The sequence below is a fragment of the Actinoplanes lobatus genome (genome assembly GCF_014205215.1).
Lineage (GTDB): Bacteria > Actinomycetota > Actinomycetes > Mycobacteriales > Micromonosporaceae > Actinoplanes > Actinoplanes lobatus.
Genome location: NZ_JACHNC010000001.1, coordinates 6,811,253 through 6,829,283, shown reverse-complemented (window position 1 = coordinate 6,829,283; position 18,031 = coordinate 6,811,253). Strand labels below are relative to the sequence as shown.

The following is an 18,031-nucleotide window of genomic DNA, read 5'->3' as shown; positions in this document are numbered from 1 at the left end:
CCTGCTGATGGCGGCCTGCCTGCGACGGTGAGGCGGCGCGGGTCCCGCACCGCCTCACCGGCTCATGTCATGACGCGCACGTGTTGCCGTTGAGGGTGAAGCCGGTCGGCTGGCCGGCGTTGCCGGTGTGGGTGGCCTGGAAGCCGATGGTCACCGTGCCGTTCGGCGGGATCGCCGGGTTGTAGCTCGCGTTCCTCGCGGTCACCTGGCCGGACGACGGGGAATAGGTGGCGTTCCAGCCGGAGGTGATGGTCTGCCCGCCCGGCAGCGTGAAGGCCAGCGACCAGCCGTTGACGGCGGTGGTTCCGGTGTTGGCGATGGTGAGGCTCGTGGTCAGGCCGGAGTTCCACGCGTTCACCGTGGCGGTCACCCGGCACGAGCCCGAGGGCGCCGGCGGGCTCGACGAGGGCGGGTTGGACGGCGGCGGGCTCGACGACGGAGGCGTGGACGGGTTCCCGGTGCCGTTGAGCCCGAAGAAGGCGACCGCGGCGGCCGCCATGCCGCCGCTCGGCAGACTGTGCCCGGCGCCCTGGATGCTGTACGCCTCGACCTGATCGCCGTACCGGCGGCGATTCCAGCTCGGCTGCGGTGTGTCCGACGACGTGGGTGTCTGGCTCAGCCCGAACACGTTGGTCCACTGCTCGATGGTCTCCTGCAGCAGCGAGTACGGCACGAGGGTGTCGCTGGTGCCGTGCCACAGCTGGACCCGCGGGCGCGGCCCGGTGTAGCCCGGATACGCCTGCCGAACCGCGTCGCCCCATTGCTGCGGGGTCCGGTCCATGCTGCCTCCGGTGCACTTGCTGGCGCCGGGCGGATAGTCGGCGGCGTTGGCGAAGCAGTTGAACGGCACGCCCATGAACGCCGCGCCGGCCTTGAACACGTCGGGATACAGGGCGAGCATGTGGTTGGTCATCATCCCGCCGGACGAGCTTCCGGTCGCGTAGACCCGGTTCGGATCGCCGCCGTACTGCCTTTCGGCGTACGTGATCATGGAGATGATCGACACCGGATCGCTGCCGCCGCCGCGCCGCTTGGCGGCGTCCGACCAGGTGTCGAAGCAGTTGCCGAAGCCGGCCTGCTGGGTGGCGGAGGGGTAGATGACGACGAATCCGTACCGGTCGGCCTGCCCGGCGAACTCGCTGCCGGAGTAGAAGCCCGGCCCCGAGCCTCCGCAGCCGTGCATGGCCACCACGATGGCCGGGTTGGCGGGACGGTTGTCGGGGACGTAGACGTGCATGCGCATGCCGCCGGGGTTGTCGCCGAAGCTGGTGACCTCGGTCAGGGAGGCAGCGAACGCGGGCTGGGCCGCGGGCACGGCCAGGCCCGCCACGGCCAGTGAGACCGCGGCGGCGAGCAGGAGTCTTCTTCTGATCTTCATGGCCTGATTCCTTCGTTCGCCCGCACGCAGGCGGGGGCGGCCGGTCCGTGCGGCGACGCGCGGACGGCTTTCGGCAGAGAGATGGGTACGGCGTGATGCCCCGTGCGCGACATGCCCCTGTGCCACGCGGCGTCCCCCAATATGTGACAGTTAGTTTTCACCCGGGATGCCCAACTGTCAATCAATGAATATCGATGATTCACGGCGGCGGGCGCACCTCTAGAGTCGAGGATGTCTGGCCGAGATCTCCGGGGAGCCGCCGCTGTGGGAAGCCCGTACGACATCGACGAGATCTTTCCCCAGGACGTCGCCGAATCGGTACGGCTGCCCCGGCGGCAGGCCGGCAACTCGCCACAGGATCTTGCGGTCACCCTGCTCGCGGACTACACCCTGCGATCGCGGGCCTGGCTGCCCTCCGCGGCCATCGTGGAACTGCTCGCCGAGGCGGGAGTCAGCCCGGCCGGCGCCCGGACGGCGATCAGCCGGCTGGCCCGGCGCGGCGTGCTCGAGGGCCACCGGCAGGGCCGGCGCAGCTCGTACCGGCTGACCGCCGCGGCCGCCGCCTTCCTGGCCGTCGGCGGCAGCACGATCCTGTCGCAGGGCCTCGCCCAGCCGTGGGACGGCCAGTGGACCCTGGTCGCCTTCTCCCTGCCGCAGGAGGAGGGCTCCCTCCGGCGGGGACTGCGCAGCCAGCTGCGGTGGATGGGGTACGCGCCGCTGTACGACGGACTCTGGGTCTCGCCGCACGACCTCGGCGAGAAGACCAGGGCGCGGCTCGCCGAGCTCACGTTGGGCACCCTGACCGTCTTCCGGGCCCGGCACGTCGAACTCGACGCGGCGATCCGCCGCAATCCGATCGACGCGTGGGACACCCGCGAGATCGCGCGGCAGTACGAGTCCTTCATCAAGCGGTGGAGCGCCACACCGCCGCGGACCCGGGCCGGGGAGATCTCCGGGACCGAGGCGGTACGCGCCCGTACCGAGGTCATGAACACCTACCGCAGGCTGCCGGTCCTCGACCCCGGCCTGCCGGACCGTCTGCTGCCGCCGGGATGGCTGCGTGAACCCGCGCGCGAGCTGTTCACCGCCGTCTACGACGGAACGGCCGGGGCCGCCGAGGACCACGTCCGCAAGGTGGCGGGCCGGCACTCCGGCGGCGCCGTACCGGGGATCCGGGCGCACACCGTCGCCGACCTGGCCACCGGGTTCTCCTGACCGGGCTTCCTGGTCGGCGGGTGCTGGAAGGTGAGGGCGGTCAGGCCTCGTACCGGTATGTGGGATAGGTGAGGTAGCCCTGGTCGCCGCCCGCGTACCAGGTCGCCTGGTCGTCGTCGGCGAGTGGGAGATGCTGCCGTAGCCGTTCCACGAGGTCGGGGTTGGCGATGAAGGCGCGACCGAAGCTGATCAGGTTGGCGCCCAGTTCCAGCCACCGCTGCGCGGCCGCTCCGTCCGCCTTCTTCGGGCCCATCGGGAACGCGGGGTTGACGATGAGGGTGCCCGGCCAGGCGCGGCGCAGCCCGATCAGCACCTCTTCGGCGGTGGTGAGCTCCAGGTGGACGTATGCCAGGCCGAGCGGTGCCAGTTCGGTGAGCAGCGCGGTGTACATCTCGGGCACGTCGGTCTCGGTGGCGCCCCAGATGCCGGCGCCCGGTGAGAGCCGGATCCCGGTACGGTGACCGCCCACCGCCTCGACCGTCGCGGTCACCGCTTCGACGGCGAACCGGATCCGGTTCGTGATCGATCCGCCGTAGCGGTCGGTACGCAGGTTGGCCGTGCTGGAGAGAAACTGCGAGATCAGGTAGCCGTTCGCGCCATGCAGTTCCACACCGTCGAAGCCGGCGTCGATCGCGTACCGGGCCGCGCCGGCGTAGGAGCGTGCGTGGTCGGGCACCTCGGCGGTGTCCAGCGCGCGGGGCACCGGCGCGGGCTTGCGGCCGGTCGGCGTGAAGAGCTCGCCGGCTGCCGGGACGGCCGACGGGCCGACCGGCTGCATGCCGGTCGTCTCCGGGTGCGACACCCGGCCGCCGTGCATGAGCTGGGCGAAGACACGCCCGCCGTTGATGTGCACCGCGTCGGTGACCTGCTGCCACGACTTGGCCTGCTCATCGGTGTGCAGGCCCGGGGTGCCGGGGTTCGACTGCCCCACGATGCTGGGCTGCACGCCCTCGGTCACGATGAGTCCCGCGGTGGCCCGCTGGGCGTAGTAGGTCGCCATCGACGGCGTCGCGAGACCGCCCGCGGCGGCGCGAACCCGAGTCAGCGGGGCCATCACCACACGGTTCGGCAGAACCATTTCGCCGAGTTGGTACCGGTCGAACAGGGTCGTCATCACGCACTGCCTTCCAGGAGCATGGCGCCCGCCGACCGGACGCGCCGCTACGCTAAGACCTGACATTGACGTCAGATGCAAGGTTTGCGAAGCAGATCACAGCGAGGAGGCCACATGCGGATCGGTGATCTCGCGGCGCGGGCCGGGGTGAGCGTGCGTTCCCTGCGCTACTACGAGGAGCAAGGGCTACTCGTCAGCACCCGCAGCCCGGGCGGCCAACGCCAGTACACCGACAAGGAGGTCAGCCGGGTGCGGTTCATCCAGCGGCTGTACGCCGCCGGGCTCGCCAGCCGCACGATCGCCGAGCTGCTGCCGTGCGTCGACTCGCCCACCGCCCAGAACGCCGACGCCGCCTGGACGCAGTTGCAGCAGGAACGGGACCGCATCACGCAACACATCGAGGAACTCACCCAGGCCCGCGACGCGCTCGACCAGTTGATCGCCATCAACCGGGAGCATCGGTCCCGGTTCGCTGCCGAATGACGAGAAAGTTGGCCCACGCCCGGCGTGCCGCCCCGCCTGACCAGCCGATACCTCAGCAGCCGGAAGCACCCGACAATGGCCGCGGCCCGCTCGAACCGTCTGATGGAGCATCGATGATTGGCAAGTTGTCGCGTTCGGTACTCGTGGCATCGGTCGTGCTGCCCTGGGCGGTAGCGTGCACGTCGTCTCCCACCGAAGGCCTGAGCGGGGACGAGGTTGTCGCTGCTTATGTCGACGCCATCCAGCAGGGCGACAGAAGCCGTCTCCTCGAGCTCAACAATCCAGCCTTCGACCAGGTGAGCGAGATCGATCAGAAGATCGCTGCAATCGGTGACCGCGAGTGGATCAACCCCCGGACCACCTGGCTGACGAACCCGATAACCGGCGCCATCGATGTTGCACGGATCTCCGCCACGGATACCCACGGCACCAAGATCGTCGACCAGATAGCGATCAGTTCGATCGACGGATCCTGGTATGTCAACCTGGGTACCCGCACACCCCAACCCGGCGATCCGATACCTGCCTCAACGACTCGTCTGGAGACGGTTCGGGGCTAAGCCTCGTCACGCCTGCGGCGAGACAGGTCGTTCGAAGAAGGTTTCCAGCACCACCGTGGCCTGCGTCCCGCTGACGCCGTCGATCGCGTAGATTCGGCGCAACACGTCCTGTAGCAGTTCGGTCGTCGCCGTCCTGACCTTCACCAGGACCGAGGCGCTGCCGGCGATGATGTGCGCCTCCACGATCTCGGGCAGCGCCGCGAAGTCCTCCGCCGTATCGCCCATCCAAGACGTCGAGTCGACCATGACGAAAGCCAGGACGCCGCCGCCCACCACGGCCGGGTCCACCTCAACCGTGGTCCGGCGGATAACGCCGCGCTCCCGCAGCTTCCGTACGCGCTCATGGGCCGCGCCGGCGGAGAGGCCGACCGCCTGCCCCAGCCCGGCGTACGACTGGGTGGCGTCCTCTTGGAGCTTCGCCAGCAGCGCTCTATCGATGTGATCCATGGAAATCCATTCAAGTAGTTCTTGATAGGACCATACCTCATACAGCAGTATCGACCTTGCGCCGAACAAGGTTCGGAACGATCCATGGGGGCGGGAAGGGACGATTTTATGAACGGCGATGGCTCCGCACTGTATGAGATGTTCGACGACAGGTTCCGTACCGGGCGGTGCATGAACGGTGACGATCGGCTGGAGGTGCTGTATTCCGGCTGCCGCTGGGCAGAGGGGCCGATCTACCTGCCTGCCTGGAGACAGGTGATCTGGAGCGACATCCCGAACGACCGGATGCTGCGCTGGGAGGAGGAAACCGGCACAGTCAGCGTCTTTCGACGCTCCGCCGGAAACACCAACGGCAACACCGTCGACCAGCAGGGCCGCCTGATCACCTGCGAACAGGGCAACCGTCGAGTGACCCGAACCGAACACGACGGCACCATCACCGTGCTGGCTGACCGATGGCAGGGCAAACGCCTGAACAGCCCGAACGATGCGGCGGTGAAATCCGATGGTTCGATCTGGTTCTCCGACCCGGATTTCGGCATCACCAGCGACTACGAGGGCTACCGCGCGCACAGCGAGATCGGCTCCAACAACGTCTATCGCATCGATCCGGCCACCGGCACAGTGCAACTGGTCGCGGACTGCTTCGGCGCACCCAACGGCTTGGTCTTCTCCACCGACGAGCGGCAACTGTTCGTCTCCGACACCCGGGCAGGCGTCATCCGGGTCTTCGACGTACGCGATGACGGCACCCTGTCCGAGGGCCGGATCTTCGCCGAAGCGGGTGCCCGCAAGAACGCCCGCTTCGACAACCTCCGCTTCGACGACGCCAACCGGCTCTGGGCCGCTGCGATGGACGACGGTGTGCACTGCTACGACCCTGACGGCACGCTGCTCGGGCGACTGAACATCCCCGAGTCGGTGGCCAACATCTCCTGGGGCGGCGCCAAGCGCAACCGCCTCTTCATCGCCGCCGAGACCAGCCTCTACTCGGTAGTCATGGGCATCACGGGAACACACCCGACCGGACCGGGACGCCGGCCCTGGTTGGACGCGCAGTCCCGGTGAAGGCGATCTCGTTCTGCCTCACCTTGGCACTGCCCTGCTGACCGGAACACTCCTGGACATCGCCCGCACGGCAGGGTGGATTGATCCCGGCACCGCGCTGTGGCTCTTCGGCCTGCCGGTGACGTTGCTCCTCGTCGCATTGTTGGCGTTCCGTCCCCGCCGGCGCCTCACGACGGGGTGATCGGGCCGGCGGCGGCCTCTCCGGGCCGAGAGCCGCACCTGCGGGTTTCCCGGTCGCCCGGCTGGCCGTCCCATCGGGTGGTGGTGAAGGGAGTGGACGGCCGGGCGGCCATCCGGTTCCACCGGTCGAGCCAGGCATACCGGGATGGGTGGTCAACGGAAGTGCAGGTCAATGGCGTAGAAGAGCAGTTCGCCCTGGTCGTCGTTGTCCGTGCGGTCCAGGTGCATGCCCAGTCGCGTGACGATGTGGCGCGATGCGAGGTTGTGAGGGCGGATGCTGGCCCACACCCGACGTACGCCAACAGCGTGACACTGCTGTAGCACCGCCGCGGCTGCTTCGGTGGCATAGCCGCGGCCTCGGTACGAGGCCTGGATCATGTAGCCGAGTTCCGGTTCCTCGCAACCGGTTCGGCCTTTGAGCATCCCGCAATTGCCGATCAGCAGTCCGGTCTCGAAGCATCGAACCGCATACCAACACAGGCCATGGTCGCGTTGCGCTGCGATGCGATTGTCGATCCAGCGTTCGGTCTGCTCGAAGGCGGTGAAGGGTCCAGATCCGATGGTATGCGTGTCCGGGTCGGCGAAGAGTGCGTGCAACTCGACGGCATCATCGGCGGTGAAGGCGTCCAGCCTCAGACGTTCGGTGCGCAGTGACCGCGACATGGCGGCTCGTGGTGTGGAGGACATCGTCAACATCGGACCAGGAGGATCGCGCGAGCGCACCTCGATATACCTCCCGCGATGGCGAAAGCCTCAAGGAGATGTCCGAGCCCGGCGTCGAACGTGCGCGGCGGCACGTCATGTCACTGAAGAGCGCGATCCCGTCGAAGGCGTGGCTGTCCAGGGCGCGATCACAGCCGGATCGAGCGGGCCCCGCGCCCGTCAAAGCACTCGGCGAGCTGTCCGGCATCGTGACCAAGACGCTGCTCGCGAGGGTGCAGGTCGCGCTGGGTTGCCTGCCTTCGAGCTGATCGGCGCCGGCCTGCCCAGCGCAGCAGGTTTCAGGCTGGGCTGATCCAGTGGTCAGGTGACCACTATGTCGCGGCGATGGCCGCATACATGCGGTCCGGGCGGTCCGGCAACTGTTTCCTTGAGCGCTGAAGTTCGGTGAAACCGGCCTTTTCCAGGCGTGCGGAGAACTCGTCCACGGGCCAGCGGTATGCCCGATGAACCTTGTGGTCGAACGCGGCCACCACGTCGGCGCTGTCGAAGAAGCCGATCACCAGCTTCCCGGAAGGGGCCAACATCCGGCGGAACTCGGTGAGTACACCGTCCAGTTCCGGTGGCGGTAGGTGGATGGTCGAATACCAGGAGAGGATCCCGGCCACCGAGTGGTCGGGAAGGTCCAGGCCGGTCATCGATCCGAGCCGGAACTCCGGCCCGGGAAAGTTCGTCCGCGCGTGGTGGATGAACTCGGGGACCAGGTCGATACCGATCACGTCGGCGCCGCACGAATGCAGGTAGGCGCTCCAGTGCCCGGGGCCGCAGCCGAGGTCGAGCACCCTGCCGTCCAGGCCGGCGAGGTGGTCCCGGACGAGGGCCGTGTCGTCCACGTCGGCCTGCCCACCCTTGATCAAGGCGATGTACTGCTCAGACATGGCGGAGTAGGCGTCACGGACCGGCTGGTTTCCCACGGCGTCACTCTAGAGTCCGGGCTCGATCTTCCCAACGGGGAACGCAGAATGGCGATCCCGGAACGCGGGCGACAAGGCTGTTGGTGGAGCGGGCATGGTGTACCTTGCGCCGTGATTCGCCGTCCATCCACTGAGGAGACACGATGTCATCCAGCTTGTCGCGCCGTTCGGCACTCGGGATCGGCGCCGCCGCGGCGGTCGTCGGCGCGGGCGTGAGCGGGCCCGCCGAGGCCGCGCCGTCCGGGCCGCGTGGCATCCGGAGGGTGTACGAGCGGGAGAAGGCCAAGGCCGGCGGCCTCTGGCATACCCACATCGCCGCGGTGGACGCGGCCGGCGTGCTGCGGCCCGTCGTGGAGGACGACGCCGACCACGTCACCAACGGGTACAGCGTGCAGAAGCTGGCGGTCGCCACCGCTGTCATGGACAAGATCGACCGGGGTCTGCTGAGTCTGGGCACCAAGCTCGACCTGCCGGCCGACATCATTCTGGGCGGCTCCGGCATCTACCACCTGCACCGGGTGTGGGGTGATGAGATCACGGTGGCGAACTTCCTCACCGCGATGCTGCTGGTGTCCGACAACACGGCCGTACGGATGTGTGGTCGTGTCGTTCCTGCCCTGGAGATCAACGAGATTCTGGCGGCCAAGGGGTTCGTGCACACCCGGGTCCAGCCGGTCGCCAATCCGAACCGGTTCTTCCTGGGTACGACGACGCCGCGGGAGATGCACGACCTGCTGTGGCGGCTGGCCACCAAGACGCTGCTCAAGCCGGAGTCCTGTGACTTCCTGCTCAGCGTCACCCGGTGGCTCAACGGCTACCACGACGGTGTCCGGCGGGTGATGTCGTCGCGGGAGCGCGAGCGCGTCGCCACCAAGTACGGCGCCGACTTCAACAGCCTCGGCGAGTCCCGGCACGAGGCCGGCATCATGTTCGGCGTCGACGGTTCGCCGCTGCTGACGTACGCGATGTTCGCTGAAGGGCTGGGCGATCCGGAGAACTACGGCGCCACCCATCCGGCGGTGGAGGCGCACGCCAAGATCGGCCGCACGCTGATGGACAGTCTGCCGGCGGCTCCGGCGGTCACGGCCCGCTCGGCGGCGCCCCGCACCCTGCCCAAGCCGTTCCACCCGGTCAACGGCGGCTGACCGGGCCGGCGCCGGCGTCGATGCCGGCGCCGCCGTGCCGGCCGCCGCGGACAAGCAGAGCGTCAGCCGTCGTCAGCGTCCGCCGGCGCGCACCCCACCGCGACGACCCCGTTGGTCAGCATCCCGAGTTCCGGGCACCGGATCTCGATCGTGTCGCCGGGGCGGGCGGTGAAGTCGGCGTCGGGCACCACGCCGGTGCCGGTCAGCAGCACCACGCCGGCCGGGAAGCTCAGCGCCCGGAACAGCCAGCCGGCGAGGTCGGCGAAGCTGCGGGCCATGCCTGCGGTGGAGGCCGTCGCGGCGTACGCCTCCCGGCCGTCGCGCAGCACTCGCAGGCCGATCTCGAACGGGCCGGGACCGGCCGCCCAGCTCGGCACGATCGCCGGCCCGATCGCGCAGGACCGGTCGTAGATCTTGGCCTGTGGCAGGTAGAGCGGGTTCAGGCCCTCGATCGACCGGCTGCTCATGTCGTTGCCGAGGGTGTAGCCGAACACGTCGCCGGCCGCGTTGAGCACCAGGCCCACCTCGGCCTCGGGCACGTCCCAGCCGGAGTCGGCGCGGATCCCGACCGGGTCGCGGTCGCCGACCACGCGCCAGGGGCTGGATTTGAAGAAGATCTCCGGCCGGTCGCTGTCGTAGACGTGGTCGTAGAGCGGGCCGTGCCCGGACTCCTCCCGGCGCCCGTCGCGGCTGCGCAGGTAGGTGACCCCGGCCGCCCAGATCTCCTGCCGGTCGATCGGGGGGAGGAAGGGACCGTGCGGAGCGGGGCCGGGAAGGGCAGCGGGAAGGGCGGCCTCGATCGTGGCCCGGGCCCGGTCGAGCGGCCCGGCGAGCAGGTCGGCGAGTGTGCCGCCGAGTTCGGCCCACTCGCCGTCCTGGCACACTGTCCAGCGTGACCCGGCGCCAACACGCACGTGGTGAAGGGATATCGGCATGTGACCCTCCGAAAGGACTGTTGACGTGGCCCGTGTGGTACCGGCGGTCATCCGCGCGCTCGACATCCTCGAACTGTTCCTGGACCGGCCGGAGTTGTCGGCCCGCGAGGTGATCGAGCGGCTCGACCTGCCCCGGACCACCGTCCACGAGCTGCTGGTCACGCTGGTGGAGCGGGCGTACCTGATCGTCGTCCCGGGCCAGCCGGTGCGGTACCGGCTCGGCATGCCGTTGTTCCAGCTCGGTTCGGCGTTCGCGGGGCGGCTCGATCTGGTCCGCGAGGCGCAGGGTGTCGCGCGGGATGTGGCGGCCGCCTGTGACGAGGCGGTCCATGTGGCCGTGCTGGACGGCGCCGATGTCATCTATCTCGTCAAGGTGGACAGCACGCACCCGGTCCGGATGGTGTCCGCGGTGGGGCGCCGGCTGCCCGCCAACTGCACGGCGGTCGGCAAGATCCTGCTGGCCGGCCTCGACCGGGCGGGGCTGGACGGCGTCCTGGCGAAGGGTCCCCTGGCGGGCATGACACCGGCCAGCATCACCGACCCGGACCGGCTGCGGGCGCGTCTCGATCAGGTCCGCGCTGACGGCGTCGCGGCCGACATCGGGGAGTCCGACATCGCCATGCGCTGTGTCGCCGCGCCGGTCCGGGACCATTCCGGCGCGATCGTCGCCGCGATGAGCGTGTCGGCGCCGATCATCCGCTGGACCCCGCAGGCGCCGGAGAAGTGGACCGGGCTGGTGCGCGAGGGTGCGGCCACGCTGTCGGCGCGCATGGGGTACCGCGACATATCGCGGTAATCGGCAACCGCTCCGAAACATTGACACCTCTCATGGGTCTGTCCTAGCGTCGCGTCCACCCGATACGGTATATCGAACCACGTTCGAGATTTCGAACAAAGGGGTTGAGCGGCCATGAAGAGACGCGGCTTTCTGGGAATGGGCGTAGGGGTGCTCGGCGCGGCCGGCCTGGCCGCCTGCGGCGACGGCTCGGAGCCGCCGCCCACCGCCCCGGCGGAGGTGCCGAAGGAACTGCTCGACGCCGCCACGGCGCTGAAAGGCTCCACGATGGGCGTGCTGTCGCAGAAGCTGTACTCGACGGCCGCCAACGAGGCACTGGACGCCTCGATCAGGAAATTCGCCGAAGCCACCGGAACGACGATCGAGAACAGCCTGGTCCAGGCCGACGCGGGCGACGTGGTCGCCAAGATCGACGCCGAGGTCAAGGGCGGCGTGGCCCGCGACCTGGCGTTCATGACCGACTCACGGTTCATCGCCCAGTTCCACGCGCTGGGCGACCTGGAGGACGTGACCGAGGTCGTCACGGCGCTGACCGCAAAGTACGGCGAACCCTGCGCCGAGGCCAAGAACTTCTGCGTCTTCGACGGCAGGTGGTACGCGATCCCGTACCACTTCATCGGCATCGGATCGTTCCTGCGCAAGGACTGGATGCAGGAGAAGGGGATCACCCCGAAGGACGTCTACACCTGGGAGGAACTGCGCGACGTCTGCCTGGCGATCTCCGACCCGGGCAAACGCCGGTTCGGCTGGGGCATGACGATCAACCGCTCCGGGGACGCCAACGGCATGATCGAGGCGCTGATCAACTCCTACGGCGGGGCGATCGCCTCCAACGACGGCCGCAAGGTCACCTTCGACTCGCCGGAGACGGTGCGGGCGGTCACCTTCCTCGGCGACATCTACACCAATCCCAAGTTCAAGCCGATGCTGCCACCCGGCGTGGAGAGCTGGACCGACACCAGCAACAACGAGAACTGGCTCGCCGGCGTCCTCGGCTACACCCGCAACAGCTTCAGCGTCTACGCCGACTCCAAGACCAAGAAGAATCCGGTGTACGGCAACACGCACGTCTTCTCCGACTGCATCGGCCCGGCCACCGACTCCTCGCTGCTGCTCGGGCAGTCCCAGGGCTTCGTGGTGTTCAAGGGCGCCAAGAACGGCGCCCTCGCCCGGCTCCTCGCCCAGTACCTGATCACCGCGCCCGCCCTGGTCGGCGTGGCGAAGGAGGCCCCCGGCCTGGCGATGCCCGCCTGGGAGGAGGTCTGGGACGCCGACCCGTTCTTCGGCGGCGGTGACCCGGCGTTCCCGATGCTGCGCACCATGTCCCAGCAGCCCCTGCCGCTGAAGACCAAGAACGGCCTGACCTTCCCGCAGAAGGCCAGCGCCGGACAGCAGGCCGTCGTCGCCGCCTACGTCATGACCGACATGATGCAGCAGGTCGCGCAGGGCGCGGCGCCCGCGCAGGCGGTCAAGGACGCCCACGCCAAGATGGTGCAGATCTTCTCCCAGCAGGGGCTGCCGCAGTGAGGTCGCTGCGCACAGCGCCGGCCCCGGTGGTGAAGGCGACATCGCCACCGGGGCCCGGCTCCCTCACGCCCGTCCAGCGGCGGCTGGGCCGCGACTGGCGGCTCGCGGCCCTGTTCCTGACGCCGACCGCCGTACTGGTCGGTGTGCTCGTGCTCGTGCCGATCGCCCAGTCGTTCATCACCAGCACCACCGAACGGCACGGCCCGGACAGCGTGTTCGTCGGCCTGGACAACTACCTCTCACTCGCCGGTGACCAGCAATTCCGTACCGGTGTGGTGAACTCGTTCGTCTTCACCGCGTACGCCGAGATCTTCAAGGTCCTGCTCGGTCTTGCCGCGGCCCTGCTCCTGCACCGCCTGCGCCGCGGCCGGGCCCTGCTGACCGGCCTGCTCCTGGTGCCGTGGGTGGTGCCGACGGTGGTCACCGCGTTCAGCTGGCGCTCCCTGCTCGACCCGATCTTCGGCAGCGTCAACACGCTGCTCACCAGCTCGGGAATCGGCCCGCTGCTGGCGACCCTGCACCTGGTCGACAGCTGGCCGGCCGGCTGGCTGTCCGACCCGGCGCTGGCCATGCCCTCGGTGATCCTGGTCAACGTGTGGAAGGGGGTGCCGTTCTTCACCGTCTGCTTCCTGGCCGGCCTGAAAGCCATCCCCGCCGAGCACTACGAGGCCGCCACCATCGACGGCGCCACAGCCTGGCAGCGGTTCCGGCACGTCACCCTGCCCGGGCTACGCCACGTGATCACCGTAACGGTCACCCTGTCGTCGATCTGGACGTTCAACAACTTCGACCTGATCTGGCTGCTGACCCAGGGTGGTCCGGGCGACGTCACCGCCCCGTACGTGCTGGTCGCCTACTCGAAGGCGATCCTGCAACTGCAGTACGGGGCCGGCGCCGCCGTCACGCTGGTCATGCTGCCGATCATCGCCGGACTGGTGTTCGTCCTGGTCCGGCTACTGCGCCAGGACTCCGGCAACCGGCCACCACGATGGACCGGGCCGGCCCGTACCGCGGTCGGCTGGGCCGTCACCGCGGCCGTCACCGGCCTGCTGTTCTGGGCCTCGCCGGAGATCTTCTGGAAGGCCACGGTCATCCTCGGAACGGCCCTGCTGATCGCGGTCGCCGTCGCCCGGATCGTCTCGGTGCTGGGCGCCCGGGGCGGGCGCCGAGCCTCCGCCGTGGTGTCCCGGGTGGGTACCGCGATCGCGCTGGCCGGACTGCTGGCCTTCGTCCTGGGCCCGGTCTACTGGATCGCGGTCACCGCGTTCAAGTCCGAGAACCAGGTCGTCATGCGCGACAACGACCTGTGGCCCACGCCGTGGACCCTGGAACAGTTCGGCGCCCTCTTCACCAACCAGCCGTTCGGCCGCTGGTACCTCAACACCCTGATGGTGTCGGCGGCGTCCACCACGGTGGCCCTGCTCTGCGCCGCCCTCGGCGGATACGCGCTGGCCCGGCTACGGTTCCGCGGCGCACAGGGCTTCACCGTCACGGTCCTGCTCACCTACGTGATGCCCGGCGCGCTGCTGTTCATCCCGCTCTATCAACTGCTCATCGAGACACGGCTCACCGACTCGCTGTGGTCGCTGGTGCTCACCTACCCGACGTTCACGCTGCCGTTCGCCACCTGGCTGCTGACCGGCTACTTCGCGTCGATCCCGGTCGACCTGGAGGAGGCGGCCCTGGTCGACGGCAGCACCCGGGTCCAGGCGTTCCGCCGGGTGGTGCTGCCCCTGGCCAAACCGGGCCTGCTGGCGGTCGCACTGTTCACCCTCACCAACGCCTGGAACGAGTTCCTCTTCGCCTTCGTGTTCATCACCAAGGACGAGTACAAGACGCTGCCCGTCGGCATGCAGTCGATGATCGCCGGCGACGTCGTGCCACAGGGCCAGCTCGCCGCCGCGTCGCTGCTGGTCAGCATCCCCGTCGTGGTCATGTATGCGTTCGGGCAGCGATTCCTCACCGAAGGGCTCACCGCGGGCGCGGTCAAGGGATGAGATCAAAGACCCGGATTCCAGTACGGCGTGAGCAGTCCCGTGACACCGACGCGGGCGGTGAACAGCCGGCCGGACAGCGGATGGGCCGCCAGATCGGCGGCGGTGAGGTGCTGCGTGGCCGTGGTGATCACCAGGACGTTCAGTCCCGGCCCGGCGAACGCGACGCTGGAGGTGTGCGGGGCGTCCACCTCGACCACCGCGAGCAGCTCACCGGCCGGCGACCGGCACTCGACGCGGCCCCCGCCCCAGACGGCCAGCCACAGGTTGCCGCCGGCGTCCACACACAGGCCGTCCGGGTACCCGTCGCCGACGGTGAACAACACGGACCGCTCCCCCGCCGGGTAGTCGCGCACATGGACGGTGCGGGTGAGCGTGTCCACGCTGTAGAACCGGTCACCGGACGGGCTCCAGGCCAGCCCGTTGGAGAGGGTCAGATCGTCGTCGATGGTCGTGCACCCGCCGTCCTCGAAACGGACCAGCACCTCCCGGTCACCGCCGAGACTGCCGACCAGGAACCGGCCGGACGGGTCGACCGCGCCGTCGTTGAGCCGGCTCGGCGACCCCGGCGGCAACACCCGCGCCAGATGCGTACGCCCGCCGTCGGCATGCACCCGGGTGAGCGTCTCCCGCTCGGCCACCAGCAGGTCGCCGTTCCCAGCGACCGCGACAGCACCCACGCTCTGCTCGAACGACCAGCTACGGACCGCTTCCACACGGTCGTCGGCGCCGAGCCGGCCCTCGTACACGTCGCCGGCCATGATGTCGACCCACAACAGGCGCTGCCGGGCGGCGTCCCACACCGGCCCCTCCCCGAGGAACCAGCCGGTGCCGGTGGCCGGGCGGGCGGTGTGCCGTCTGGTCATCTCATTCATGTCCATGGAATTGTAGTGACCACCGGAGGTGGGCGATGCATCCGCGACGCAGTGCACAGTGGTACGCCGGAGACGATCGCAACAGCTACATCCACCGTGCCTGGATGCGGCGCGGTCTGCCGGCCGACGCCTTCGACGGGCGCCCGCACATCGCCATCGCCAACACCGCCTCCGACCTGACCCCGTGCAACGCCCACCTCGACGAGGTCGCCCGCAGCGTCGCCGACGGCGTCCACCGGGCCGGCGGCATCCCGCTGAACCTGCCCGTCGTGTCGATCGGCGAGACCCAGGTCCGGCCCACCGCGATGCTGTGGCGCAACATGGCCGCGATGGCCATCGAGGAGATGCTGCGCGCCAACCCGATCGACGGCGTCGTCCTGCTCGGCGGCTGCGACAAGACCATCCCCGCGCTGCTGATGGGCGCCGCCTCGGTCGACCTGCCGGCCGTGGTGATGCCCGGCGGCCCGATGCTGACCGGCACCTTCCGTGGCGTGCCGCTCGGCTGCGGCACCGACGTGTGGAAACTGTCCGAGGAGGTCCGGGCCGGGACTCTCACCAACGCCGAGTTCCAGCGCTCCGAGTCGTCGATGATCCGCAGCCGGGGCCACTGCAACACGATGGGCACCGCCTCCACCATGGGCCTGATCGCCGAGGTGCTGGGCATGACCCTGCCCGGAGTCGCCGGCACCCCGGCCCCGGACAGCCGCCTGCTGGAGGCCGCCCACGCGACCGGTGTGCTCGCCGTCGAACTGGTCGACGCGGACCGCCGCCCCAGCGAGGTGATGACCCGCGGCTCGTTCCTCAACGCGATCGTCGCGCTCGCCGCCCTCGGCGGCTCCACCAACGCCGTCGTGCACCTGCTCGCCATCGCCGGCCGGCTCGGCGTCGACCTTTCCCAGGACGACTTCGATCGTACGGGCGCCGACGTGCCGCTGCTGGTCGACCTGCTGCCGGCCGGCCGGTTCCTGATGGACGACCTGTATCGGGCCGGCGGCCTGCACGCCGTCCTCGCCGAGATCCGTGACCTGCTGGACCCGGCCGCGATCACGGTCACCGGCCGACCGCTGGCCGACCACCTCGGCGACGCCCGCGTCTACGACCGGGAGGTGATCCGCCCGCGCGCCGAACCGCTGCGGCCGCACGCCGGGATCGCGGTCCTCTACGGCAACCTGGCGCCGGACGGGGCGGTCGTCAAACCGGCCGCCGCGTCCCCGCACCTGCTGCGGCACCGGGGGCCGGCCGTGGTCTTCGACTCCGTCGAGGACCTGCACGCCCGGCTCGACGACCCGGATCTGGACGTCACCGCCGACTCGGTGCTGGTGCTGCGCGGCTGCGGGCCCAAGGGCTATCCCGGCATGCCGGAGGTGTCCAACATGCCGCTGCCGGCGAAACTTCTCGAACAGGGGGTACGCGACATGGTGCGCGTCTGCGACGGCCGCATGTCGGGTACGGCGTACGGAACCGTGGTTCTGCATGTCGCCCCCGAGGCCGCGGCCGGCGGGCCGCTCGCCAAGGTCCGCACCGGCGACATGATCGTCCTCGACGTCGCGAACCGGCGCCTCGACGCCGACGTCCCCGCCGGCGAGTGGGCCGCCCGTGAGCCGTCGCCGGAGGCGGCGAAGGCCTACGCCGCGCCGTCGCGCGGCTGGGAGCGCCTCTACGTCGACACCGTCGGCCAGGCCGACACCGGCGCCGACTGCGACTTCCTGCGCGGCTCCAGCGGCGACCGCGTCTCCCGCGAATCCCACTGAGTTCCGATTCCGTCGCAGGTCACGGGCGGTCAGGTCCCGGCCCGGAACGGCGTCAACGTGGCACGGATCGTCTCGGCGGCGCCCCAGTCGTCGTCGAACTGGGCCAGGACCGCCAGGTGCTGTCGCAGCTGGATGATCGGCATGCGGGCCCGCCAGCCGTCGTCGAGACCGGTCGCCTCGGCATAGACGTCGAAGAAGCGGCGCGATTCCGGCGGCGGCACGGTGGTCCAGAGATGGGCCAGGTCCACCTCGGCCCACATGTACGACACTGCCGGGTCGATCACCGCCGCTCGCCCGTCGGCCGTGGCCAGCACGTTCTGGGCCCACAGGTCGCCATGGGTCAGACAGGCCGGCCGGTCCGGCAACAGCTCCGGCAGTCGATCACACAGCCGTTCCATCGCGGCCCGGTCGGCGGGGTCGAGCGCGGCCTCGACGCGAGGCTCGGTGAGCCAGCGGAGCAACCGGTGTTCGGCGAAGAAGGCGAAGCCGTCGCCGGCCCACGTGTTGACCTGCCGGCGGCGACCCAACCAGTTGTCGCGGTGCCATCCGAAGCGGGGATGGACGGTGCTCGTGTGCAGGTGGGCGAGCGCGTGCGCGAACCGCTCCCAGAAGGCTTCGTCGCGTGGTCTCGGCTGGAGAAGCGACAGCACGAGCAACTCCGGGTTCGCCAGCATCACCTCGGGTGTCGCCAGCTGTCCGAGCTCCCGCAGGGCCGCCAGTCCTTCGGCCTCCGCGACGAAGGCGTCACCGTCGCTGTCGCGCGCTTCGGCGAAGGCTTTGACGAAGACCGACGGCGCATTGTCGCGGACGGCTATGCCGGCGAGCGCGGCAAGTCCACCGCTCACCGGCTCGACGGTGACGACGTCGCGGATCCCCGCCCGCGACAGCCGCTGCGCCAGAATGGCTGTCGAGGGGATCGACACTGCTCT

General features: G+C 69.5%; 18 protein-coding genes. 10 read left to right on the top strand and 8 right to left on the bottom strand.

What is annotated here, in order from left to right; all coding sequences use genetic code 11:
• Positions 1 to 67: 67 nt before the first annotated feature.
• Positions 68 to 1,378 (bottom strand): extracellular catalytic domain type 1 short-chain-length polyhydroxyalkanoate depolymerase, encoded by a 1,311-nt coding sequence (locus tag BJ964_RS31365; protein ID WP_188124044.1) that lies wholly within the window; start codon positions 1,376 to 1,378, stop codon positions 68 to 70.
• 264 nt (positions 1,379 to 1,642) lie between these two features.
• Here BJ964_RS31365 and BJ964_RS31360 point away from each other — a divergent pair, with 264 nt between their 5' ends.
• On the top strand, positions 1,643 to 2,593 hold the full coding sequence (locus BJ964_RS31360; protein ID WP_188124043.1) for a PaaX family transcriptional regulator: 951 nt from the start codon (positions 1,643 to 1,645) through the stop codon (positions 2,591 to 2,593).
• Between the two features lie 40 nt (positions 2,594 to 2,633).
• On the opposite strand, the gene BJ964_RS31355 is transcribed toward BJ964_RS31360, so the two are convergent.
• On the bottom strand, positions 2,634 to 3,707 hold the full coding sequence (locus BJ964_RS31355; RefSeq protein ID WP_188124042.1) for an alkene reductase: 1,074 nt from the start codon (positions 3,705 to 3,707) through the stop codon (positions 2,634 to 2,636).
• 114 nt (positions 3,708 to 3,821) lie between these two features.
• Between BJ964_RS31355 and BJ964_RS31350 the strand changes: the two genes are divergently transcribed.
• Both BJ964_RS31350 and BJ964_RS31345 read left to right on the top strand, forming a co-directional pair.
• Positions 3,822 to 4,190, top strand: coding sequence for a MerR family transcriptional regulator (locus tag BJ964_RS31350; protein WP_188124041.1), 369 nt, complete (start codon positions 3,822 to 3,824; stop codon positions 4,188 to 4,190).
• 113 nt (positions 4,191 to 4,303) lie between these two features.
• Positions 4,304 to 4,750 carry a hypothetical protein gene (locus tag BJ964_RS31345; RefSeq protein ID WP_188124040.1) on the top strand — a complete coding sequence of 149 codons (447 nt, stop codon included), beginning with the start codon at positions 4,304 to 4,306 and terminating at the stop codon, positions 4,748 to 4,750.
• A gap of 6 nt (positions 4,751 to 4,756) precedes the next feature.
• Here the strand turns inward: BJ964_RS31345 and BJ964_RS31340 are convergent, their stop codons facing one another.
• Positions 4,757 to 5,197 (bottom strand): Lrp/AsnC family transcriptional regulator, encoded by a 441-nt coding sequence (locus BJ964_RS31340; protein WP_188124039.1) that lies wholly within the window; start codon positions 5,195 to 5,197, stop codon positions 4,757 to 4,759.
• A gap of 108 nt (positions 5,198 to 5,305) precedes the next feature.
• Here BJ964_RS31340 and BJ964_RS31335 point away from each other — a divergent pair, with 108 nt between their 5' ends.
• Positions 5,306 to 6,265, top strand: a complete 960-nt coding sequence (locus BJ964_RS31335) for an SMP-30/gluconolactonase/LRE family protein (RefSeq protein ID WP_188127280.1) — start codon at positions 5,306 to 5,308, stop codon at positions 6,263 to 6,265.
• Positions 6,266 to 6,598: 333 nt separating this feature from the next.
• Here BJ964_RS31335 and BJ964_RS31330 read toward each other — a convergent pair whose 3' ends face one another.
• A complete protein-coding gene (locus BJ964_RS31330) occupies positions 6,599 to 7,108 on the bottom strand; it encodes a GNAT family N-acetyltransferase (protein ID WP_188124038.1) in 510 nt (169 codons plus the stop codon).
• 98 nt (positions 7,109 to 7,206) lie between these two features.
• Between BJ964_RS31330 and BJ964_RS31325 the strand changes: the two genes are divergently transcribed.
• Positions 7,207 to 7,416: a hypothetical protein gene (locus tag BJ964_RS31325; RefSeq protein ID WP_188124037.1), complete on the top strand. Its 210-nt coding sequence runs from the start codon at positions 7,207 to 7,209 to the stop codon at positions 7,414 to 7,416.
• 63 nt (positions 7,417 to 7,479) lie between these two features.
• Here the strand turns inward: BJ964_RS31325 and BJ964_RS31320 are convergent, their stop codons facing one another.
• The gene (locus BJ964_RS31320) at positions 7,480 to 8,079 is read right to left on the bottom strand and encodes a class I SAM-dependent methyltransferase (RefSeq protein WP_188124036.1); all 600 of its coding nucleotides are present in this window, start codon (positions 8,077 to 8,079) and stop codon (positions 7,480 to 7,482) included.
• A 143-nt stretch (positions 8,080 to 8,222) separates the two neighbouring features.
• On the opposite strand from BJ964_RS31320, the gene BJ964_RS31315 reads away from it, so the two are divergent.
• Positions 8,223 to 9,224, top strand: a complete 1,002-nt coding sequence (locus BJ964_RS31315; RefSeq protein WP_188124035.1) for a serine hydrolase — start codon at positions 8,223 to 8,225, stop codon at positions 9,222 to 9,224.
• A 62-nt stretch (positions 9,225 to 9,286) separates the two neighbouring features.
• On the opposite strand, the gene BJ964_RS31310 is transcribed toward BJ964_RS31315, so the two are convergent.
• On the bottom strand, positions 9,287 to 10,138 hold the full coding sequence (locus BJ964_RS31310) for a fumarylacetoacetate hydrolase family protein (RefSeq protein ID WP_229807187.1): 852 nt from the start codon (positions 10,136 to 10,138) through the stop codon (positions 9,287 to 9,289).
• Between the two features lie 46 nt (positions 10,139 to 10,184).
• Between BJ964_RS31310 and BJ964_RS49235 the strand changes: the two genes are divergently transcribed.
• The 3 genes from BJ964_RS49235 (at position 10,185) to BJ964_RS31295 (ending at position 14,479) form a co-directional block, all read left to right on the top strand.
• Entirely contained in the window at positions 10,185 to 10,955 is a 771-nt protein-coding gene (locus tag BJ964_RS49235; RefSeq protein ID WP_188124033.1) for an IclR family transcriptional regulator, read from the top strand.
• 114 nt (positions 10,956 to 11,069) lie between these two features.
• On the top strand, positions 11,070 to 12,482 hold the full coding sequence (locus BJ964_RS31300) for an extracellular solute-binding protein (RefSeq protein ID WP_188124032.1): 1,413 nt from the start codon (positions 11,070 to 11,072) through the stop codon (positions 12,480 to 12,482).
• Positions 12,479 to 14,479, top strand: a complete 2,001-nt coding sequence (locus tag BJ964_RS31295) for an ABC transporter permease (RefSeq protein WP_188124031.1) — start codon at positions 12,479 to 12,481, stop codon at positions 14,477 to 14,479. Before BJ964_RS31300 ends, BJ964_RS31295 begins: the two co-directional genes overlap by 4 nt.
• A 2-nt stretch (positions 14,480 to 14,481) precedes the next feature.
• Here BJ964_RS31295 and BJ964_RS31290 read toward each other — a convergent pair whose 3' ends face one another.
• Positions 14,482 to 15,351 carry an SMP-30/gluconolactonase/LRE family protein gene (locus BJ964_RS31290; RefSeq protein ID WP_229807188.1) on the bottom strand — a complete coding sequence of 290 codons (870 nt, stop codon included), beginning with the start codon at positions 15,349 to 15,351 and terminating at the stop codon, positions 14,482 to 14,484.
• Between the two features lie 35 nt (positions 15,352 to 15,386).
• Between BJ964_RS31290 and BJ964_RS31285 the strand changes: the two genes are divergently transcribed.
• Entirely contained in the window at positions 15,387 to 17,102 is a 1,716-nt protein-coding gene (locus tag BJ964_RS31285; protein WP_188124030.1) for an IlvD/Edd family dehydratase, read from the top strand.
• Positions 17,103 to 17,131: 29 nt separating this feature from the next.
• Here BJ964_RS31285 and BJ964_RS31280 read toward each other — a convergent pair whose 3' ends face one another.
• Positions 17,132 to 18,025, bottom strand: a complete 894-nt coding sequence (locus tag BJ964_RS31280) for a fructosamine kinase family protein (RefSeq protein WP_229807189.1) — start codon at positions 18,023 to 18,025, stop codon at positions 17,132 to 17,134.
• Between the last annotated feature and the right edge of the window lie 6 nt (positions 18,026 to 18,031).